The 20178-nt window shown below is 65.4% G+C and carries 19 protein-coding genes; 5 read left to right on the top strand and 14 right to left on the bottom strand.

The genetic code is table 11. The features are described from left to right. Positions 1-180: 180 nt before the first annotated feature. A complete protein-coding gene (gene rlmE / locus SBP02_RS03295; RefSeq protein ID WP_318644990.1) occupies positions 181-804 on the bottom strand; it encodes a 23S rRNA (uridine(2552)-2'-O)-methyltransferase RlmE in 624 nt (207 codons plus the stop codon). Between the two features lie 105 nt (positions 805-909). On the opposite strand from rlmE, the gene yhbY reads away from it, so the two are divergent. Next, positions 910-1221: a ribosome assembly RNA-binding protein YhbY gene (gene yhbY, locus SBP02_RS03290; protein ID WP_255839960.1), complete on the top strand. Its 312-nt coding sequence runs from the start codon at positions 910-912 to the stop codon at positions 1219-1221. Positions 1222-1267: 46 nt separating this feature from the next. Here the strand turns inward: yhbY and SBP02_RS03285 are convergent, their stop codons facing one another. The 8 genes from SBP02_RS03285 to grpE form a co-directional block, all read right to left on the bottom strand. Then, positions 1268-1666, bottom strand: a complete 399-nt coding sequence (locus tag SBP02_RS03285; protein ID WP_318644989.1) for a DUF4149 domain-containing protein — start codon at positions 1664-1666, stop codon at positions 1268-1270. Between the two features lie 10 nt (positions 1667-1676). Next, positions 1677-2153, bottom strand: a complete 477-nt coding sequence (greA, locus tag SBP02_RS03280; RefSeq protein ID WP_318644988.1) for a transcription elongation factor GreA — start codon at positions 2151-2153, stop codon at positions 1677-1679. Next, a complete protein-coding gene (gene carB, locus SBP02_RS03275) occupies positions 2150-5371 on the bottom strand; it encodes a carbamoyl-phosphate synthase large subunit (protein WP_318644987.1) in 3222 nt (1073 codons plus the stop codon). The genes greA and carB overlap by 4 nt, the downstream gene beginning before the upstream one ends. Positions 5372-5407: 36 nt before the next feature. Next, a complete protein-coding gene (carA, locus tag SBP02_RS03270; RefSeq protein ID WP_318644986.1) occupies positions 5408-6544 on the bottom strand; it encodes a glutamine-hydrolyzing carbamoyl-phosphate synthase small subunit in 1137 nt (378 codons plus the stop codon). A gap of 194 nt (positions 6545-6738) precedes the next feature. Further along, complete coding sequence (gene dapB / locus SBP02_RS03265; RefSeq protein WP_318644985.1) at positions 6739-7542, bottom strand: 4-hydroxy-tetrahydrodipicolinate reductase; 804 nt, start codon at positions 7540-7542, stop codon at positions 6739-6741. A gap of 74 nt (positions 7543-7616) precedes the next feature. After that, positions 7617-8744, bottom strand: a complete 1128-nt coding sequence (dnaJ, locus tag SBP02_RS03260) for a molecular chaperone DnaJ (protein ID WP_318644984.1) — start codon at positions 8742-8744, stop codon at positions 7617-7619. Positions 8745-8915: 171 nt separating this feature from the next. Continuing rightward, the gene (gene dnaK, locus SBP02_RS03255) at positions 8916-10832 is read right to left on the bottom strand and encodes a molecular chaperone DnaK (protein ID WP_318644983.1); all 1917 of its coding nucleotides are present in this window, start codon (positions 10830-10832) and stop codon (positions 8916-8918) included. Positions 10833-10933: 101 nt separating this feature from the next. Further along, the gene (gene grpE / locus SBP02_RS03250; protein WP_318644982.1) at positions 10934-11500 is read right to left on the bottom strand and encodes a nucleotide exchange factor GrpE; all 567 of its coding nucleotides are present in this window, start codon (positions 11498-11500) and stop codon (positions 10934-10936) included. 155 nt (positions 11501-11655) lie between these two features. On the opposite strand from grpE, the gene recN reads away from it, so the two are divergent. Next, entirely contained in the window at positions 11656-13329 is a 1674-nt protein-coding gene (recN, locus tag SBP02_RS03245; RefSeq protein WP_318644981.1) for a DNA repair protein RecN, read from the top strand. 70 nt (positions 13330-13399) lie between these two features. Here recN and fur read toward each other — a convergent pair whose 3' ends face one another. Beyond that, entirely contained in the window at positions 13400-13804 is a 405-nt protein-coding gene (gene fur / locus SBP02_RS03240; protein WP_318644980.1) for a ferric iron uptake transcriptional regulator, read from the bottom strand. A gap of 97 nt (positions 13805-13901) precedes the next feature. Here fur and SBP02_RS03235 point away from each other — a divergent pair, with 97 nt between their 5' ends. Beyond that, positions 13902-14420: an outer membrane protein assembly factor BamE gene (locus SBP02_RS03235; protein ID WP_318644979.1), complete on the top strand. Its 519-nt coding sequence runs from the start codon at positions 13902-13904 to the stop codon at positions 14418-14420. A gap of 59 nt (positions 14421-14479) precedes the next feature. Here SBP02_RS03235 and SBP02_RS03230 read toward each other — a convergent pair whose 3' ends face one another. From SBP02_RS03230 to SBP02_RS03220, 3 genes are read right to left on the bottom strand one after another with little or no spacing between them, the layout of a single operon-like run. Next, positions 14480-14800: an RnfH family protein gene (locus SBP02_RS03230; protein WP_318644978.1), complete on the bottom strand. Its 321-nt coding sequence runs from the start codon at positions 14798-14800 to the stop codon at positions 14480-14482. Further along, positions 14793-15227 (bottom strand): type II toxin-antitoxin system RatA family toxin, encoded by a 435-nt coding sequence (locus tag SBP02_RS03225; protein ID WP_213639354.1) that lies wholly within the window; start codon positions 15225-15227, stop codon positions 14793-14795. Before SBP02_RS03225 ends, SBP02_RS03230 begins: the two co-directional genes overlap by 8 nt. Positions 15228-15261: 34 nt before the next feature. Beyond that, positions 15262-16665 carry a sodium-dependent transporter gene (locus SBP02_RS03220; RefSeq protein ID WP_318644977.1) on the bottom strand — a complete coding sequence of 468 codons (1404 nt, stop codon included), beginning with the start codon at positions 16663-16665 and terminating at the stop codon, positions 15262-15264. Positions 16666-16835: 170 nt separating this feature from the next. Here SBP02_RS03220 and smpB point away from each other — a divergent pair, with 170 nt between their 5' ends. After that, entirely contained in the window at positions 16836-17318 is a 483-nt protein-coding gene (gene smpB / locus SBP02_RS03215) for an SsrA-binding protein SmpB (RefSeq protein WP_213639356.1), read from the top strand. Between the two features lie 14 nt (positions 17319-17332). Here the strand turns inward: smpB and SBP02_RS03210 are convergent, their stop codons facing one another. Beyond that, the gene (locus SBP02_RS03210) at positions 17333-18100 is read right to left on the bottom strand and encodes an FCD domain-containing protein (RefSeq protein WP_318644976.1); all 768 of its coding nucleotides are present in this window, start codon (positions 18098-18100) and stop codon (positions 17333-17335) included. Positions 18101-18407: 307 nt separating this feature from the next. Between SBP02_RS03210 and SBP02_RS03205 the strand changes: the two genes are divergently transcribed. Next, positions 18408-20105, top strand: coding sequence for an L-lactate permease (locus SBP02_RS03205; RefSeq protein ID WP_318644975.1), 1698 nt, complete (start codon positions 18408-18410; stop codon positions 20103-20105). Positions 20106-20178 lie beyond the last annotated feature (73 nt).

Raw genomic sequence — 20178 nt, 5'->3', positions numbered from 1 at the left:
GGCCCCGTGCGCAAGCGTGCTTCGCATGACGACCAGTTATGTACCGATCTAACTTACTACACAACGCCTGCTGCTGGCAGACGCGGTCTGTAACCCTTTATTTGACGCCAACAGCCCCGCCGTCGAACACCCTACCGTCAAAGCGTTGGACTGACAGCCCCGCCCTTGGTTGCATCGGTGTCAGGCGCCGCGGAAGCCACGGGCCAACAGATACTGCTCACGGGAGCGATCGCGAGACGACAACGGCTTGCGCATCTGCACCTTGTCGAACATCTCGCGCACCTGCTTGTGGTACTGATCGAAACCTTCGCCCTGGAAGATCTTGATCAGGAAGTCGCCGCCCGGGCGCAACACGCGCCCCGCCAGATCCAGGGCCAACTCGCACAGGTACATGGCGCGCGGCTGGTCGGCCGCCCTTACCCCACTCATATTGGGGGCCATATCGGAAATCACAAGGTCCACCGGCTTGCCGCCGATCGCCTCGAGGATCTGCGCGAACACCGCGTCCTCGGTGAAGTCGCCCTGGATGAAGGTGACATCCGGGATGCTGTCCATCTCCAGGATGTCGGAGGCGATCAGGGTGCCCTTGTCGCCGATCAGGCGACTGGTCACCTGCGACCAGCCGCCCGGAGCGGCGCCGAGGTCGACCACCGTCATGCCCGGCCGCAGGATGCGGTCCTTCTCCTGGATCTCCAGCAGCTTGTAGCTGGCGCGCGAACGGTAACCGTCCCTCTGCGCCATTTTGACGTAGGGATCGTCGAAGTGTTCTTTCAGCCAACGGGGGCTGGTCTTGGAGCGGGCCACACGGCACCTCTAATTTGTGCAGGTCGTGAATAACTGGGCGGGCCCGAAGGCGCTCGGGTAAACTAGCCGCCGCTTTTTTACCAGATCAGAAGCAGGGGTCAGATTATGCCGCTCACTCAGGAGCAGAAGAAACAATACAAATCTATCGGCCACCACCTGAAACCGGTATTGATCGTGGCCGACAACGGTTTGACCGAGGGCGTTCTGGCCGAACTGGAGCGCGCACTGAACGACCACGAACTGATCAAGGTTCAACTGCGCATCACCGAACGCGAAGATCGCCTGGCCGCGATCGATGAGTTGTGCAAGGCCGGCCGTGGCGAACTGGTGCAAGTCATCGGCAAGATGGCGCTGATCTACCGCAAGAATCCCAAGCCGAACAAGAACCTCTCCAACATCAGCCGCTTCCAGGGCTGATGCGGCACAAGCCGACCGCCTCGCCGCCGTCGGCTTGCCTCGCCTGTCAGTCGCGACGGACCGGCACCGGCTGCAACACCAGCAGCAATCCACAGAACGCCGACACCAGGTAGCTGAACAGCAGCCAGCGCTGGGCGTCCGGCCACCACTGGCGTACCACGAAGTAACCGCCCGCCATCAGCAACACGGTCAGCAGAAGCTGACCACGCAGGTCCCGCCACAGACTCGCCAGACGCTCGACCCGCACCAGCACCCATAGCTGCAGCAGGACGCAGCAGGCCGCCAGGCCGATCAACAGCGCGGTCAGTGTCGCGCCGATCTCCTCGATCAGCAGCGGCGCCAGCCCCAGCTTGGCCAGCGCCGGCAGCACCAGGAACTTCAGCAGCCACAAGCCGCCGACCCAGAAGGTCTGGGCCAGCAGCCAGCTGATGGCGCCGGCACCCAAGGCCTGTCGCTCAGATATGGCGAACCTCGACGATCTCATATTCGACCAGACCGCTCGGCGTATGCACCGCCACCACATCGCCCTCCTCCTTGCCCACCAGGGCGCGGGCGATGGGCGAGCTGACCGACAGCTTGCGCTGCTTGATGTCGGCCTCATCCTCGCCGACGATCTTGTAGACCACACTCTCGTCGGTTTCGACGTTGGCGATCTCCACCGTGGTGCCGAAGATCACCTTGCCGGTGTGGGCGATGGTGGTGACGTCGATGATCACGGCGTTCTGCAGACGCCCCTCGATATCGCGGATGCGCGCCTCAACCATGCCCTGCTGCTCGCGAGCGGCATGGTACTCGGCGTTCTCCTTGAGGTCGCCCAGTTCGCGCGCCTCGCCGATGTCCTGACTGAGTTTGGGACGGACGACCTTGGTCAGATGAGCCAGTTCTTCCTCCAGGGCGCGCGCGCCCTGGACGGTCATCGGGTATTTATTCATGCCTGGATTCCTGCATGCAGATCCTGCAGCCGGCGCACGGTCTTCTCGGGACCGAACTTGAGCGCCTCACAGATCGCCTGACCCGCCGCGATGGTGGTGGTGCAGTAGATCTTGTGCTGCAGGGCGTTACGACGAATCGAGTAGGAGTCGGCGATGGACTGACGCCCCTCGGTGGTGTTGATGATGAGGGTGACCTCGTCATTCTTGATCATGTCAACGACATGCGGACGCCCCTCGGTCACCTTGTTCACGCGGCGCACCGGCAGACCGGCCGCCTCGATGACCCGGGCAGTACCGGCGGTGGCGACCACCTCGAAGCCCAGCTCGACCAGGTCGCGAGCGACCTGCACCGCGGCCGGCTTGTCATCCTCGCGCACACTGATGAAGGCGCAACCGCTGTTCGGCAGGATCTCGCTGGCCCCCAGCTGGGCCTTGGCGAAGGCCTCGCCGAAGCTGTCGCCGACCCCCATGACCTCACCGGTGGACTTCATCTCCGGGCCGAGGATGGGGTCGACGCCGGGGAACTTGGCGAAGGGGAATACCGCCTCCTTGACGCTGTAGAAGGGCGGGATGATTTCCTCGGTGAAGCCGACTTCGGCCAGGCTCTTGCCGGCCATGACCCGAGCGGCCACCTTGGCCAGCGACTCGCCGATGCACTTGGAAACGAACGGCACGGTACGCGAAGCGCGCGGATTGACCTCGATGACGAAGATATCCTCGCCCTGCACGGCCATCTGCACGTTCATCAGACCGACCACGCCGAGCTCCAGGGCCATCTTCTTGACCTGCTCGCGGATCTCGTCCTGGATGTGCGCCGGCAACGAGTAGGGCGGCAGGGAGCAGGCCGAGTCGCCGGAGTGCACGCCGGCCTGCTCGATGTGCTGCATGATCGCGCCGATCACCACGGTCTCGCCGTCGCACACCGCATCCACGTCCACCTCGATGGCGCAGTTGAGGAAGTGATCCAGCAACACCGGACTGTCATTGGACACCTGCACCGCCTCGCGCATGTAGCGCTTGAGCTCGTCTTCCTGATAGACGATTTCCATGGCGCGGCCGCCCAGCACGTAGGACGGACGCACCACCAGCGGATAGCCGATGGCCTTGGATGCGGCCAGGGCCTCGTCTTCGCTGCGCGCGGTGGCGTTCGGCGGCTGGCGCAGGTTGAGGCGCTCGACCATCTGCTGGAAGCGTTCGCGGTCTTCGGCGCGGTCGATGGCGTCCGGGCTTGTGCCGATGATCGGCACGCCGGCCTCTTCCAGGGCGCGGCACAGCTTCAGCGGGGTCTGCCCGCCGTACTGCACGATGACGCCCTTGGGCTGCTCGACGCGGACGATCTCCAGCACGTCCTCCAGGGTCACCGGCTCGAAGTACAGGCGATCGGAGGTGTCGTAGTCGGTGGACACGGTTTCCGGGTTGCAGTTGACCATGATGGTCTCGTAACCGTCTTCGCGCATGGCCAGCGCCGCGTGCACGCAGCAGTAGTCGAACTCGATGCCCTGGCCGATGCGGTTGGGACCGCCGCCGAGGATCATGATCTTGTCGCGGGCGGACGGCGCCGCCTCGCACTCTTCCTCGTAGGTCGAGTACATGTAGGCGGTATCGGTGGCGAACTCGGCGGCGCAGGTGTCTACACGCTTGAACACCGGCAGCACCTTGAGCTTATGGCGCTGGCTGCGCAGGTTCTTCTCGGTGACGCCGAGCAGCTTGGCCAGGCGCGCATCGGAGAAGCCCTTGCGCTTGAGCTTGTACATCAGCTCGCGGTCGATGCTGGCCAGGCCGAGAGTCTTGACCCGCTCCTCGTCCTTGATCAGATCCTCGATCTGCACCAGGAACCACTCGTCGATGCGGGTCAGTTCGAAGACTTCGGCGACGCTCTTGCCGGCACGGAAGGCGTCGGCGACGAACCAGATGCGGTCGGCACCCGGCACGGTCAGCTCGCGCTTGAGCACGCTCTCGGCTTCCGGGTCGTTGAGGTCGAGCTTGGGATCGAAGCCGGCGACGCCGACTTCCAGGCCGCGCAGAGCCTTCTGCACCGACTCCTGGAAGGTGCGGCCGATGGCCATGACCTCGCCCACGGACTTCATCTGGGTGGTCAGGCGGGCGTCGGCCTTGGGGAACTTCTCGAAGGCGAAACGCGGGATCTTGGTCACCACGTAGTCGATGGCCGGCTCGAACGAGGCCGGGGTGCGCCCACCGGTGATGTCGTTCTGCAGCTCGTCGAGGGTGTAGCCGACCGCCAGCTTGGCGGCGATCTTGGCGATCGGGAAGCCGGTGGCCTTGGAGGCCAGGGCCGAGGAACGCGACACCCGCGGGTTCATCTCGATCACCACCATGCGCCCGGTGTTCGGGCAGATGCCGAACTGCACGTTGGAGCCGCCGGTTTCCACGCCGATCTCGCGCAGCACCGCCAGGGAGGCGTTGCGCAGGATCTGGTATTCCTTGTCGGTCAGGGTCTGGGCCGGGGCGACGGTGATGGAGTCGCCGGTGTGCACCCCCATGGGGTCGAAGTTCTCGATGGAGCAGACGATGATGCAGTTGTCCTTCTTGTCGCGAACCACCTCCATCTCGTATTCCTTCCAACCGATCAGCGACTCGTCGATCAGCAGCTCGTTGGTCGGCGACAGGTCCAGGCCGCGGGCGCAGATTTCCTCGAACTCCTCGCGGTTGTAGGCGATGCCGCCGCCGGTGCCGCCCATGGTGAAGCTCGGACGGATGATGCAGGGGAAGCCGACCTTCTCCAGCACGCCGTAGGCTTCTTCCATGCTGTGGGCGATGCCGGAAACCGGGCAGGCCAGGCCGATGTCCTTCATCGCCTTGTCGAAGCGCGAACGGTCCTCGGCCTTGTCGATGGTGTCGGCGTTGGCACCGATCATCTCGACCCCGAACTTCTCCAGGACGCCATGGCGCTCCAGATCCAGGGCGCAGTTCAGCGCGGTCTGGCCACCCATGGTCGGCAGCAGGGCGTCGGGGCGCTCCTTCTCGATGATCTTGGCCACGGTCGACCACTTGATCGGCTCGATGTAGGTGGCGTCGGCCATGGCCGGGTCGGTCATGATGGTGGCCGGGTTGGAGTTCACCAGGATGACGCGGAAGCCTTCTTCCTTCAGGGCCTTGCAGGCCTGGGCGCCGGAGTAGTCGAACTCGCAGGCCTGGCCGATGACGATCGGGCCGGCGCCGAGGATCAGGATGCTTTTGATGTCTGTACGTTTTGGCATGTGTCTTACTCGAATCCTTGGGTCAGTCGGCGTGGCTTAGCGGCGCTTGGCCATGGCTTCGATGAAGCGGTCGAACAGCGGCGCGACGTCGTGCGGGCCGGGGCTCGCCTCGGGGTGGCCCTGGAAGCTGAAGGCGACCTTGTCGGTGCGCTCGATGCCCTGCAGGGTGCCGTCGAACAGCGACTTGTGAATGGCGCGGACATTGCCCGGCAGGCTGCTCTCGTCCACGGCGAAGCCGTGGTTCTGGCTGGTGATCATCACCACGCCCGAGTCGAGGTCCTGCACCGGGTGGTTGGCGCCATGGTGGCCGTGGCCCATCTTCAGGGTCTTGGCGCCGGAGGCCAGGGCCAGCAGCTGATGGCCGAGGCAGATGCCGAATACCGGGATATCGGTCTCCAGCACGTCCTTGATCGCCTGGATCGCGTAGTCGCACGGCTCGGGATCGCCCGGGCCGTTGGACAGGAACACGCCGTCCGGGCTCAGGGCCAGCACCTCGCTGGCCGGGGTCTGCGCCGGCACCACGGTCAGGCGGCAGCCGCGCGCCACCAGCATGCGCAGGATGTTCAGCTTGACCCCGTAGTCGTAGGCGACCACGTGGTAGGGCAGCTCGGCCGCCGGGATCTGCGGATGGCTGTCGTCCTTCAGGTTCCAGGTGCTCTCGCGCCACTCGTAGGGCTCGCTGCAGCTGACCACCTTGGCCAGGTCCATGCCCTTGAGGCCGGGGAAGCTGCGCGCCAGCTCCAGGGCCTTTTCCTCGGTGGCATCGGCGCCGGCGAGGATGCAGCCGTTCTGCGAACCCTTCTCGCGCAGGATGCGGGTCAGGCGGCGGGTATCGATGCCGGCGATGGCGACGGTACCGTTCTCCTTGAGGTATTCGTCCAGCGGCTGCTTGTCGCGCCAGTTGCTGGAGATCAGCGGCAGATCGCGGATGATCAGGCCGGCGGCCCAGACCCGGTTGGACTCGGCGTCCTCCGGCGTGGTGCCGGTGTTGCCGATGTGTGGGTAGGTCAGGGTGACGATTTGCTGGGCATAGGAGGGATCGGTGAGGATTTCCTGATAGCCGGTCATGGCGGTATTGAACACCACCTCTCCAATAGTATGGCCATCGGCACCGATGGCCTCGCCGCGAAAAATGCTGCCGTCAGCAAGGGCGAGTATGGCTGGCTTAGTCAAGAAGACCTCCCGTCGATCAAGGCTTGAAGCAAACGCAGATTGTAAAAAAGCGGGATGACGTATCGACCGTCACCCCGCTTTTTTATCTGATTCATTCTGCGTAACTTTTAGTGGACACACTAAAGCGGGAAGCTTACAGGAAGGTGGCCTTTCGGTCCACCGCCAGATACGCCCTCTACCCGCCTCGCGGGCGCTCAGTCGAGCCCCAGCACGTCCGGCATGTCGTACAGGCCTGCGGCCCGGCCCTGCAGCCACAACGCCGAGCGCACCGCTCCCTTGGCGAAGGTCATGCGGCTGGAGGCCTTGTGGGTGATCTCCACCCGCTCGCCCTCGGCCGCGAACAGCACGGTGTGGTCGCCCACCACATCGCCGGCACGCACGGTGGCGAAGCCGATGGTCTCGCGCTCACGGGCGCCGGTCTGCCCCTCGCGCCCGTAGACCGCGACCTTCTGCAGGTCACGCCCCAGGGCATCGGCCACCACCTCGCCCATGCGCAGGGCGGTGCCGGAGGGGGCGTCCACCTTGTGCCGGTGATGGGCCTCGATGATCTCGATATCCACCTCGTCGCCCAGCACCCGCGCCGCGGTGTCCAGCAGCTTGAGGCAGAGGTTGACGCCGACGCTGAAGTTAGCGGCGAAGACGATGGGAATCTGCTTGGCCGCATCATTCAGCCGCTGCTTCTCCTCCGCGGTGAAGCCGGTGGTGCCGATGACCATGGCCTTGCCCGCCTGGCGGCAGAGCTCCAGGTTCTTCAGGGTCACCGAGGGGTGGGTGAAGTCGATCAGCACATCGAACTGGTCCAGCACCGCCGCCAACTCGCCGGACAGAGTTACACCGATCTTGCCGACCCCGACCAGTTCGCCGGCGTCGGCGCCCACCAGACTGCTGTCCGGCCGGTCGACCGCCGCACTCAGGGCGACGCCCTCGGCCTGCCGCACCGCCTCGATCAGGGTCTTGCCCATGCGCCCAGCGGCGCCCATCACTGCAATACGCTGCATATCTACAAGCTCCAAGCTGGAAGCCGGAAACCGGCCCCGGGAACACAAACTCACTCCCGGGTCCGGCCGGTTAATTACAGATCGCCGAAGAAGCGCTTGACGCCCTCGAACCAGCCATTGGCCTTGGGCGAGTGGGAACTGTCGCCCGCCAGGGACTGGCGGAACTCCTCGAGCAGCTCGCGCTGGCGTCGATCCAGATGGACCGGCGTCTCCACCGCCACCCGGCACATCAGGTCGCCAGCGCCACCGCCGCGCACCGGCGCCACGCCCTTGCCGCGCAGGCGGAACAGCTTGCCGGTCTGGGTACCCTCGGGAATCTTCAACTTAACCCGGCCATCCAGGGTCGGCACCTCCAGCTCGCCGCCCAGGGCCGCGTCGGCGAAGCTGATCGGCACCTCGCAGTACAGGTGCTTGCCGTCGCGCTGGAAGATCGCGTGCTCACGCACGTTGACCACCACGTAGAGGTCACCGGCCGGGCCGCCCATGGCACCCGCCTCGCCCTCGCCGGACAGACGGATGCGATCGCCGGTATCGACACCCGCCGGCACCTTCACCGACAGGGTCTTGTGCTCCTCGACCCGACCATGGCCATGGCAGCTACCACAGGGGTCGGTAATCATCTTGCCGTTGCCATGGCAACGCGGACAGGTCTGCTGCACCGAGAAGAAGCCCTGCTGCATGCGCACCTGGCCGATACCGCCACAGGTGGTACAGGTGACCGGGCTGGTGCCCTTCTTGGCGCCCGAGCCGTCGCAGGTCTTGCAATTGACCAGGGTCGGCACGCGGATGGTCACCGTGGTGCCACGCACCGCCTCCTCCAGGTCCAGTTCCAGGGTGTAACGCAGATCGCTGCCGCGCTGGGCACCGCCGCGCTGACCACCACGACCACCACCGAAGAAATCGCTGAACACATCGCCGAAGATATCGGAGAAATTCGCCCCGCCGAAACCCGCACCGGCGCCGCCCCCCATGCTCGGGTCGACCCCGGCATGACCGTACTGATCGTAGGCCGCACGCTTGCTGGCGTCAGACAGCACCTCATAGGCCTCGTTGGCCTCCTTGAACTTCTCTTCCGACACCTTGTCGTCGGGATTGCGGTCCGGGTGGTGCTTCATCGCCAGGCGCCGGTAAGCCTTCTTCAGCTCGGCCTCGCTGGCACCGCGCTCGACACCCAGCACCTCGTAATAGTCACGTTTAGACATAGATCCTCAACACCCTCAAATCGCCTCCTCCAGACACGCCAACGCGGGAGCAAGCTCCCGCGCGACGGTTCCTCCTAAACGCGACGCCTGTCGCGCCGGACGGAGCTGCTGGCAGCAGCCGCTCCCGGCGGCCTGCTGCATTTCCCACCTCCCTGTGGGCCAAGCCTGCGCTTACTTGTTTTCCTTGACCTCTTCGAACTCGGCGTCGACCACGTCGTCGCCCGCGTTCTTGGCCTGCTCACCCGCCTCGGCGGAAGCGCCCGGCTGCGGCTGCTCGGCATACATCTTCTGCGCCAGCGGCGTGGTCGCCTCGGACAGGGCAGTCATCTTAGCCTCGATGGCCGCCTTGTCGTCGCCCTTCACCGCCACTTCCAGCTCACCCAGGGCCTTCTCGATGGCCGCCTTCTCGTCCTCGGTGGCTTTGTCGCCAGCCTCGGCGAGCATCTTGCGGGTGGCATGCACCAGCTGATCGCCCTGGTTGCGCGCGGTGGCCAGTTCCTCAAACTTGCGGTCCTCCTCGGCGTTGGCCTCGGCGTCGCGCACCATCTGCTCGATTTCTTCCTCGGACAGGCCGGAGTTGGCCTTGATCACGATGGACTGCTGCTTGCCGGTGGCCTTGTCCTTCGCACCGACGTGCAGGATGCCGTTGGCGTCAATGTCGAAGGTCACTTCGATCTGCGGCACGCCGCGCGGCGCCGGCGGAATCTCGGCCAGGTCGAACTTGCCGAGGGACTTGTTCTGCGAGGCCTGCTTGCGCTCGCCCTGCAGCACGTGGATGGTCACGGCACTCTGGTTGTCGTCGGCGGTGGAGAACACCTGGGACTTCTTGGTCGGAATGGTGGTGTTCTTCTCGATCAGCGCGGTCATCACCCCGCCCATGGTCTCGATACCCAGGGTCAGCGGAGTGACGTCCAGCAGCAGCACGTCCTTGACGTCGCCGGCCAGTACCGCGCCCTGAATGGCGGCGCCCATGGCCACGGCCTCGTCCGGGTTGACGTCCTTACGCGCTTCCTTGCCGAAGAACTCGGCAACGGTCTTCTGCACCAGCGGCATACGGGTCTGACCGCCGACCAGGATCACGTCATGGATCGAGCCCACGTCGATGCCGGCGTCCTTCAGGGCGATGCGGCACGGTTCGATGGTGCGCTGCACCAAGTCTTCCACCAGGGACTCCAGCTTGGAACGGGAGATTTTCACGTTCAGGTGCTTCGGACCGCTGGCGTCGGCGGTGATGTAGGGCAGGTTGACGTCGGTCTGCTGGCTCGAGGACAGCTCGATCTTGGCCTTCTCCGCGGCCTCCTTCAGGCGCTGCATGGCCAGCGGGTCGCCCTTGAGGTTCATGCCGCTTTCTTTCTTGAATTCCTCGACGAGGTAGTCGATCAGACGCAGGTCGAAGTCCTCACCACCGAGGAAGGTGTCGCCGTTGGTGGCCAGCACCTCGAACTGGTGCTCACCGTCGACCTCGGCGATCTCGATGACCGAGATATCGAAGGTACCGCCACCCAGGTCATAGACGATCACGGTGTGGTCGCCCTTGGCCTTGTCCATGCCATAGGCCAGCGCCGCGGCGGTCGGCTCGTTGATGATGCGCTTGACGTCCAGGCCGGCGATGCGCCCGGCGTCCTTGGTGGCCTGACGCTGGCTGTCGTTGAAGTAGGCCGGCACGGTGATCACCGCCTCGGTCACCGGCTCGCCGAGATAGTCTTCGGCGGTCTTCTTCATCTTCTTCAGCACTTCCGCGGAGATCTGCGGCGGCGCCATCTTCTGGCCCTTGACCTCCACCCAGGCGTCACCGTTGTCGGCCTTGACGATCTTGTAGGGCACCATCTGGATGTCTTTCTGCACCACGTTCTCTTCGAAACGACGACCGATCAGGCGCTTCACCGCGTACAGGGTGTTGTGCGGGTTGGTCACCGCCTGGCGCTTGGCCGACTGACCGACGAGGATCTCGCCATCGTTGCTGTAGGCGATGATCGACGGCGTGGTGCGAGCGCCTTCGGCGTTCTCCAGCACCTTGACGCTGCCGTTTTCCAGGATGGAGACGCAGGAGTTGGTGGTCCCCAGGTCGATACCGATGATTTTGCCCATATTCACTTCTCCCGAAACTTGGATATTCCCGCCGCCTCGCTAGGCCGGCCGCGGTAGCACTAAAACGCTTGATTCAACAAATGGGGGCTCGATGGCGAATTTCAAGCCTGCTCGTCGATGGACGGTGGCACCTCGGCCGGGGCCTTGCTGACCACCACCATGGCCGGGCGCAACAGCCGGCCGTTGAGCAGGTAGCCCTTCTGGAACACCTTGAGCACGCTGCCCGGCTCGGCCTGGGTACTCTCCTGCATGGCCATCGCCTGGTGGTGCTCCGGATCGAAGGGCGCGCCCTCCGGGTCGACCACTTCCAGCTGATAACGCTTGAGGGTGTCCTGGAACAGCTTGAGGGTCAGCTCCATGCCCTCGCGCACCGCCTTGATCGCCTCGTCATTCGGGCTGGACAGTTCCAGGCCGCGCTCGAGACTGTCGACCACAGGCAACAGGTCGCTGGCGAACTTCTCCAGGGCGAACTTGTGCGCCTTCTCCACATCCTGCTCGGCGCGGCGACGCACGTTCTGCAGGTCGGCCGCCACGCGCAAGGCCTTGTCCTGGGCGGCAGCCAACTCTTCCTCGAGAACCTGGATACGCGCATCCAACTCGCCACCCGCCGCCTCGACTTCGGCGGAAACCTCGGGAAGCTGGTTATCTTGGGTCTGTTCGTCTGCCATGCATCTCTCCTCTGAAAATTTGGCGCCGGCCGGAACCCGCGCACCTGCCGCCTATATGGGGCCGAAATTTCCCGCTTCAAGGGTGGCGGGAGGATTGTCAGGCACAAAACAAACACTGTATAAATAACCAGACTTTCATTCCGAGGGGCCTCACCATGCTGGTGCACCTGTCCGTACACAACTACGCCATCGTTGAACATCTCGACCTGGAACTGGACGGCGGAATGAGCGTGATCAGCGGCGAAACCGGCGCCGGCAAGTCGATCATGCTCGACGCTCTCGGCCTGTGCCTGGGCGACCGCGCCGACAGCGGCGTGGTCCGCCCCGGCGCGGACAAGGCGGACATCCTCGCCAGCTTCGACCTGCACGACATCCCCGAGGCCCGCGCCTGGCTGGCCGAGCGCGACCTGGAACAAGACGGCCCGTGCATCCTGCGCCGGGTGATCACCGCCGAAGGCCGCTCGCGCGGCTACATCAACGGCGCGCCCTGCCCCCAGGGCGACCTCAAGGCCCTGGGCGAGCTGCTGATCGACATCCACAGCCAGCACGAGCACCAGTCCCTGCTCAAAGCCGACACCCATCGCCGCCTGCTCGACGAGTACGCCGGCAGCCAGGAACTGGCGCGCCAGGTACAGCTGGCCGCGCAGCGCTGGAAGCAGACCAAGAGCGAGCTGGAGCGGCTGTCCGGCCTCGGCGACGAGCAGCGCGCCCGCCACCAGCTGCTCAGCTACCAGCTGGAGGAACTGGACAACCTGGCCCTCGGCGAGCAGGAGCTGGACCAGCTGGAACAGGAACACAAGACCCTGACCAATGCCGAGAGCCTGCTCAGCGCCTGTCGCCTGGTGATCGAACAATGCAGCGAGAACGACGCCGGCAACGTGCTGTCGGCATTGACCGGCAGCCTCAACCGTCTCAGCGGCTTCCAGGGCCAGCCCGGCGCGCTGAGCGAGGCCATCAACCTGCTGGCCAGCGCGCAGATCCAGGTCGAGGAGGCGGTCGGCGAGCTCAACCGCTTCCTCGACCACTTCGATGCCGACCCCGAGCGCCTGCAGCAACTGGAAGAGCGCCTCGACAGCATCTATACCCTGGCGCGCAAGCACCGCATCCAGCCCAACGACATGGCGACCCTGCAACAGCAGCTGTTCGAGGAGCTGGAGAGCCTCAACGCCGACGACCAGGCCGTCGAGCGCCTGAGCGAGGAGCTCTGCGCCTATGCCCGCCACTACCAGGACAAGGCCGGCGAGCTGAGCCAGCTGCGCAGCGCGGCGGCCCAGCGCCTGGCCAGCGCCGTTGAGGCAGAAATGCACAGCCTGGGCATGCCCGGGGGACGCTTCAGCATCCAGTTGCGCGCCAACAGCAGCGACGAGCCCCAAGCCAACGGCCTGGAGCTCGTCGAATTCCTGGTCAGCGCCAACCCGGGCCAGCCGCTCAAGCCCCTGGCCAAGGTCGCCTCCGGCGGCGAACTGTCGCGCATCAGCCTGGCCATCCAGGTGATCACCGCGCAGACCTCGCGGGTACCGACCCTGGTCTTCGACGAAGTCGACGTCGGCATCGGCGGGCCGACCGCCGAGGTGGTCGGCCAGCTGCTGCGCCGCCTCGGCGAACGCGGCCAGGTGCTGTGCGTCACCCACCTGCCGCAGGTGGCCGCCCAGGGCCATCAGCACCTGTTCGTGCACAAGCTGCGGGACAGCGACGCGACCCGCACCGCGGTGAGCAAGCTGGAGCGTCACCAGCGGGTCGAGGAGATCGCCCGCATGCTCGGCGGCGTCGACCTCACCGAGGAGTCCCTGGCCCACGCCCGGCAGATGGTCGGCAGCGCCCAGGCATAAGACGCGGCAAACTGCACACACGAAAAAGGCGACCCAGGGGTCGCCTTTTTCGTGAGCGGTGCCGGCGCGTTTACTTCTTCTTGCGCACGTAGAGCACCAGGTTGTGATCGACCAACTCGAAGCCGTGCTCGCGTACGACCTCCTTCTGGCGCTTCTCGATCTCCGGATCGAAGAACTCGATCACCTCGCCGGAGTCGACGCAGACCATATGGTCGTGATGACCGCTGTCGGCCAGCTCGAACACCGCATGGCCGCCGTCGAAATTGTGCCGCACCACCAGGCCCGCCGCCTCGAACTGGGTCAGCACGCGATACACCGTGGCCAGGCCGACATCCTCGCCCGCCTCCATCAGCGCCTTGTAGACATCTTCTGCACTCATGTGGCGCTGCTCCGCGGAGTCGAGCATCTGCAAAATCTTGACCCTCGGCAGGGTCACTTTCAGGCCAGCCTTGCGTAGTTCGCTATTTTCAACCATGGTCTGCTTTCTCGTGGAAGCGGTTTCGCAGCTTCCCTTATTGCGGGTATGATCCGGGTTTACGTTGCCCAGCCAAGATAGTGGAAGTCACCCACCGATGCAAAATGCCAAGCTCCTGCTGACCAGCCTCACCTTCACGGGGCTCTTCGCACTCGCCGGTTGCTCATTCCCCGGGGTTTACAAGATCGACATCCAACAGGGCAATGTCGTGACGCAGGACATGATAGACCAGTTGCGCCCCGGAATGACCCGCCGCCAAGTGCGGTTTATCATGGGCAACCCGCTGCTGACCGACACCTTCCACAGCAATCGCTGGGACTACCTCTACAGCATCCAGCCGGGCGGCGGCCAGCGCCTGCAGGAGCGCGTGAGCCTGGCCTTCGACGGCAACGACCAACTGATCGGCCTGGCCGGCGACTTCATGCCGGGCGTCAGCCGCGACCAGGAAATCCTCGGCGAAGGCAGCGACACCAGCGCGACCGCCGCCGACAAGCCGCGGGTCGAGGACGCACCGCCGGCGCCCGGCTCCCTGCTCGAGCAGATCCAGCGCGAGGTGGACAGCGTCAAGACCGTGCCGGTGCCCACCCCCGAGCCACTGGAAAGCTCACCGCAATAAGCGTCGCGCACAAAAAAGCCCGGAAAATTCCGGGCTTTTTTATGTCTGCCGCCGCGACCTCAAGCGTCCTGTCCCTCGGCCTTGGCCTTGGCCGCCCGGGCCGCACGCTGCTTGCGCACCTCTTTGGGGTCGGCGATCAGCGGGCGATAGATCTCCACTCGCTCGCCGTCTTCCAGCACCCGCTCGTCCGGCTTGGCCACCGCCTTGCCGAATATCCCCAGCGGGCTGTTTGCCAGATCCAGCCCCGGGAAATGCGCCTCCATTCCGGACTGCAGCGCCGCCTGGCGCACGGTGGTGCCGTGGGGCAGGGTCAGGCGCAGCAGCTTCTGCTTGTCGGCCAGGGCGTAGACCACCTCGACCACTATGGTTCTGTTATCCATACAGCTCCTTGGCCCTTTGACAGAAGGCGTCCACCAGGGTGTTGGCGGCCTGGTTGAACAGCGGGCCGAGCGTCGCCCGCACCAGCGGACCGGCGTAGTCGAAGGTCAGGTCCAGGCTGATCTTGCAGGCCTTCTCCCCCAGCGCCTTGAACTCCCAGCGCCCGTGCAACTGGGTGAAAGGCCCCTCCTCCAGATTCAGCTCGATCGACTGCCCCGGCACCAGGCTGTTGCAGGTGACGAAGCGCTGGCTCAGCCCGCCCTTGGCCACCGCCAGGCTGGCGCGCATGCGCGTCTCGCTGACCTCCAGCACCTCGCTGGTCGAGCACCAGGGCAGGAACTGCGGATAGCTCGCCACATCGTTGACCAGCTCGAACAGCGCCTGGGCCGGATAGGGCAGCAAGGCCGAACGGTGGATATGGGTGCTCATAGGCCCGCCACCTCGCTCATCGGATCGACCGCGCTCATTTGCTCAGCTCGGCCACGAACACGACCAGCACGCCGATCGGCGCGACCACCCGGATCAGCCACAGGGCCAGGTTGAACAGCAGCGGACTCTTCGCCGCCAGCTCCTCGCGCAGCGCTTCGCGGCTCAGCACCCAGCCGGCGAACAGGGCGAAGGCCAGGCCGCCCAGCGGCAGGAGGATACGACTGGTCAGGTAGTCGATGCTGTCGAAGAAGGTCTTGCCGCCCTCGGCGCCCCACTGGAACAGACGGAAGCCTTCCTCACCGAACACGAAGAACTTGGCCTCGGCGCCGACATTGAACGACAGCACCGTGCCCATGCCGACCACCCAGCACAGCAGCGCCAGCACCGCCGTCACCTGGGCGCGGCTGCGCCCGCTGCGCTCGACGAAGTAGGCCACCGCCGGCTCCAGCATGGAAATCGACGAACTCCAGGCCGCCACCGCCACCAGAATAAAGAACACCAGCCCCATCACTTGGCCGAAGGCGATATTGCCGAAGGCGATCGGCAGGGTGACGAACATCAGCCCAGGCCCCGCCCCCGGCTCCAGGCCGGCGGCGAAGACGATGGGGAACAGCGCCAGGCCGGCGGTCAGCGCGACCAGGGTGTCGAGCAGGCCCACCGCCATGACGGTACCCCCGATGGAGGCGTTCTTCGGCATATAGGCACCGTAGACCATGATCGAGCCGACGCCCACGCTGAGGGTGAAGAAGGCATGGCCCATGGCCGCGAGAATACCGCCCTGCACCTTGCTCGGGTCGAAATGGAAGAGGAAGTCGAAGCCCTGCCGGAAATAGCCGGTGGTCAGGCTGTAGCCGAGCAGCACCAGCAGCAGGACGAACAGCAGCGGCATCATGATGCGCAGGCTGCGTTCCAGGCCGGCCACCACGCCGCGGGCGATCACCAGCGCGGTGAGGAACATGAACAGCGTATGCCACAGGGTCAGGCGCCAGGGGTCGCCGGTCAGGCCACCGAATGCGGCGCCGGCGCCCTCGCCACTGATGCCCTCAAAGCGCCCGCTGCCCATGCCGAGGATGTACTCCAGGGACCAGCCGGCCACCACGCTGTAGAAGGACAGGATCAGCAAGGCGGCGACCATGCCCATCAGCGCCGCCAGCGACCAGTGGCGCGAGGCCCCCGCCTCGATGGCCAGACTCTTCATGGCATTGACCGGGCTCTGCCGGCCGCGCCGACCGATCAGGGTCTCGGCCAGCATGATCGGCACACCGACCAGGGCGATGCAGATCAGGTACATGACGACGAAGGCGCCGCCGCCGTAGACCCCGGTCATATAGGGAAACTTCCAGATATTGCCCAGGCCTACGGCCGAGCCGGTCGCCGCGAGAATGAAGACCCAGCGGCTGGCCCAGGCGCCGTGAATCGAGACCTTGTCGTTCGCCATGTGCGATGCGTTCGCTCTGATTGGGAAAAAGATCGCGCATTGTCGGGGATTCATGAAAGCGGCTCAAGCGCGGCCCGAACGAAGGCCCGCCGCAGGCCGGCGAAAAACCGCGTTTTTGCCCCGCCCGGCGCATGGCGTCGGCGTCGGCGACTCCCTATAATGCGCGCCCTATGGCTAAACAAAAGAAACACCCACAAGGCACCATCGCGCAGAACAAGAAGGCGCTGCACGACTATTTCGTCGACCAGAAGTTCGAGGCGGGCCTGGCCCTGTCCGGCTGGGAAGTGAAGAGCCTGCGCGCCGGCAAGGCCCAGTTGGTCGACAGCTACGTGCTGCTCAAGGACGACGAGGCCTGGCTGATGGGCTGCCACATCACCCCGCTGAAGACCGCCAGCACCCACGTGATCGCCGACCCGACCCGCACGCGCAAGCTGCTGCTGAACAAGCGCGAGCTGGACAAGCTGTTCGGCTCGGTGCAGCAGAAGGGCTACACCTGCGTGGCCCTGTCGCTGTACTGGAAGCAGCACCTGGTCAAGTGCGAGATCGCCCTGGCCAAGGGCAAGAAGGACTTCGACAAGCGCCACACCGAGAAGGAGCGTGACGCCGACCGCGAAGTGCAGCGCGCCATGCGCAGCAAGGGCAAGGACGAGTAAGAGAGGCCGCAGCCCTAACGCAAACCGCGACGCTGGGCCCGCGCCACCCGCTGGGCCTCCTCCCGCACCTCGGCGAGCACCTCCTGCACATAGTCGATATGCCGGTTGGACAGCTCCCGCGCCTCCTCGGCATGCCCCGCCATGATCGCCTCGAACAGCGCGCGGTGCTGTGCGATCAGCATGTCGCGGGTCTCGTCACGCTGGGCGTACATACCGCCGATATTGGTCACCACATTGCGCTTGAGCAGGTCGAACAGGCCACGGATGGTATGCAGCAACACCGCATTGTGGCTGGCCTCGGCGATGGCCAGGTGGAAGCGCGCATCGGCCGCCCCCTCCTCGACACGCGTGACCTTGCCGCTGCGGCTGTAGCAGTCCTGCAGGGCGGCGAAGGCCTCGCTCAGGCGCTCGCGGTCCAGCTCGGTGGCGCGCAACGCGGCGTAATAGGCGCAGGAACCCTCCAGGGTGTGACGGAACTCCAACAGATCGCGTTGCGCCTCCGGATTGCTCTCCAGCAGGTGCAGCAAGGGGTCGCTGAAAGTCGAGCCCAGTGACTCCGCCACATAGTTGCCGCCCCCCTGACGACTGACCAGCAGCCCCTTGGCCACCAGTTTCTGGATCGCCTCGCGCAACGACGGCCGCGACACGCCGAAGCGCTCGGCCAGCACCCGCTCGGCCGGGAGCCGCTCACCGGCCCCGAGCGTGCCTTCCAGGATCATGGTCTCCAGCTGAGCGACGATATCGTCCGACAAACGGCGCTGGCGCACCTGACCTACTTCCATAACCCGCTCCCCATTGGTTTTACCAGCTTTACGTGCCTGCTCAGACACTTGCCTGGCCAGCCTATAGCGCCCACCGCCCCCTTACAAGCCGAGCCCCCGCGACCAAAGTCGTAAGCCCGCCAATTGACAGGCCGGCGCATGGGCTCTTACTCTGAGCGGGCCATTTTGTTAATTGGTCTTACCAATTATCGAATGACCATAACAATTCCAAGATGCTTACGAGGTCTCCCATGCCCGCTACGCTCGCAGCAACGCAGTCCCTCTCGAACTCACCGCGCCCCGTGCGCCCTTGAGCGGAGGACTCGCCATGTCATCCGGACTACTCGCCCTACTCGCCTTCTCCCCCATATTACTCGCCGCCATCCTGCTGATCGGCCTGCGCTGGCCGGCCAAACGCGCCATGCCGCTGGTCTACCTGCTCACCGCCGGCATCGCTCTGTTCGCCTGGGACATGAGCCTCAACCGCGTGCTGGCCTCCTCGCTCCAGGGCCTGGTGATCACCGCCGGCGTGCTGTGGATCATCTTCGGCGCCATATTGCTGCTCAATACCCTCAAGCACTCCGGCGGCATCACCGCGATCCGCGCCGGCTTCGCCACCGTCAGCCCGGACCGGCGCATCCAGGCGATCATCATCGCCTGGCTGTTCGGCTGCTTCATCGAGGGCGCCTCGGGCTTCGGTACACCGGCGGCGATCGCCGCACCGCTGCTGGTGGCCATCGGCTTCCCGGCGCTGGCCGCGGTGATGCTGGGCATGCTGGTGCAGAGCACGCCGGTGTCCTTCGGCGCGGTCGGCACGCCGATCATCATCGGCATCAACAGCGGCCTGGACAGCGCCGCCCTGGGGGCGCAACTGAGCGCCCAGGGCTCCAGCTGGGAAATCTTCCTGCAGCTGATCACCAGCAACGTGGCGATCATCCACGCCCTGGTCGGCAGCCTGATGCCGCTGATCATGGTGCTGATGCTGACGCGCTTCTTCGGCAAGGAGAAAAGCTGGAAGGCCGGCTTCGAGGTGCTGCCCTTCGCGCTGTTCGCCGGCCTGGCCTTCACCCTGCCGTACATGGCCACCGGCGTATTCCTCGGCCCCGAGTTCCCGTCCCTGGCCGGCGGCCTGATCGGCCTGGCCATCGTCACCAGCGCCGCCCGCGCCGGTTTCCTGGTGCCGAAGAACACCTGGGACTTCGCCCCGGCCCAGGACTGGCCCAGCGAGTGGCTCGGCAGCGTGGAGATGAAGCTGGACGAGCTGACCGCCAAGCCGATGAGCAGCCTGCGTGCCTGGCTGCCCTACGTGCTGGTCGGCGCCCTGCTGGTGATCAGCCGGGTGTTCCCGGAGGTCAGCGGCGCCCTGAAGTCGGTGCTGCTGGTATTCCCCGACATCCTCGGCGAAAGCGGCATCAAGGCGGACTTCATGCCGCTGTACCTGCCCGGCGGCATCCTGGTGACTGTGGTGCTGGCGACCTTCTTCCTGCACGGCATGAAGCTGCGCGAACTGACCGCCGCCGTCGGCGAGTCGAGCAAGGTGCTGCTGGGTGCCGGCTTCGTCCTGCTGTTCACCGTGCCCATGGTGCGCATCCTGATCAACTCCGGAGTCAACGCCGCGGACCTGCCGAGCATGCCCATCGCCATGGCCCGCTATGTGGCCGACAGCGTCGGCGGCGTGTATCCGCTGCTCGCCCCCAGCGTCGGCGCCCTGGGCGCCTTCATCGCCGGCTCCAACACGGTCAGCAACATGATGCTCAGCCAGTTCCAGTACGGCGTGGCCCATAGCCTGGGGATCTCCGGCGCACTGATCGTCGCGGTGCAGGCCATCGGCGCGGCCGCCGGCAACATGGTCGCCATCCACAACGTGGTGGCCGCCTCGGCCACGGTCGGCCTGCTCGGTCGCGAGGGCACCACCCTGCGCAAGACCGTCTGGCCTACCCTGTACTACGTGCTGTTCACCGGGCTGATCGCCCTCGTCGCGATCTACCTGCTGGGCGTCAGCGACCCGCTGAGCGTCGGCCGCTGATAGCCCCGCGCGCTTCGGCTCGGTCGCGGCGCGCCTCTTCACCCCCTGTCTCGACAGGCCGGCCACCGCTGCC

This window comes from Pseudomonas benzenivorans, from assembly GCF_033547155.1.
GTDB classification, from domain to species: Bacteria; Pseudomonadota; Gammaproteobacteria; order Pseudomonadales; family Pseudomonadaceae; genus Aquipseudomonas; species Aquipseudomonas benzenivorans_B.
This window is presented reverse-complemented; position numbering and strand designations above follow the sequence as displayed.

Bases quoted from the DNA above. Each gene is read 5' to 3' on its own strand.
- yhbY (WP_255839960.1), top strand. From the start codon at position 910: ATGCCGCTCACTCAGGAGCAGAAGAAACAATACAAATCTATCGGCCAC.
- greA (WP_318644988.1), bottom strand. From the start codon at position 2,153: ATGAATAAATACCCGATGACCGTCCAGGGCGCGCGCGCCCTGGAGGAA.
- carB (WP_318644987.1), bottom strand. From the start codon at position 5,371: ATGCCAAAACGTACAGACATCAAAAGCATCCTGATCCTCGGCGCCGGC.
- dapB (WP_318644985.1), bottom strand. From the start codon at position 7,542: ATGCAGCGTATTGCAGTGATGGGCGCCGCTGGGCGCATGGGCAAGACC.
- dnaJ (WP_318644984.1), bottom strand. From the start codon at position 8,744: ATGTCTAAACGTGACTATTACGAGGTGCTGGGTGTCGAGCGCGGTGCC.
- dnaK (WP_318644983.1), bottom strand. From the start codon at position 10,832: ATGGGCAAAATCATCGGTATCGACCTGGGGACCACCAACTCCTGCGTC.
- grpE (WP_318644982.1), bottom strand. From the start codon at position 11,500: ATGGCAGACGAACAGACCCAAGATAACCAGCTTCCCGAGGTTTCCGCC.
- recN (WP_318644981.1), top strand. From the start codon at position 11,656: ATGCTGGTGCACCTGTCCGTACACAACTACGCCATCGTTGAACATCTC.
- fur (WP_318644980.1), bottom strand. From the start codon at position 13,804: ATGGTTGAAAATAGCGAACTACGCAAGGCTGGCCTGAAAGTGACCCTG.
- SBP02_RS03235 (WP_318644979.1), top strand. From the start codon at position 13,902: ATGCAAAATGCCAAGCTCCTGCTGACCAGCCTCACCTTCACGGGGCTC.
- SBP02_RS03230 (WP_318644978.1), bottom strand. From the start codon at position 14,800: ATGGATAACAGAACCATAGTGGTCGAGGTGGTCTACGCCCTGGCCGAC.
- SBP02_RS03225 (WP_213639354.1), bottom strand. From the start codon at position 15,227: ATGAGCACCCATATCCACCGTTCGGCCTTGCTGCCCTATCCGGCCCAG.
- SBP02_RS03220 (WP_318644977.1), bottom strand. From the start codon at position 16,665: ATGGCGAACGACAAGGTCTCGATTCACGGCGCCTGGGCCAGCCGCTGG.
- smpB (WP_213639356.1), top strand. From the start codon at position 16,836: ATGGCTAAACAAAAGAAACACCCACAAGGCACCATCGCGCAGAACAAG.
- SBP02_RS03210 (WP_318644976.1), bottom strand. From the start codon at position 18,100: ATGGAAGTAGGTCAGGTGCGCCAGCGCCGTTTGTCGGACGATATCGTC.
- SBP02_RS03205 (WP_318644975.1), top strand. From the start codon at position 18,408: ATGTCATCCGGACTACTCGCCCTACTCGCCTTCTCCCCCATATTACTC.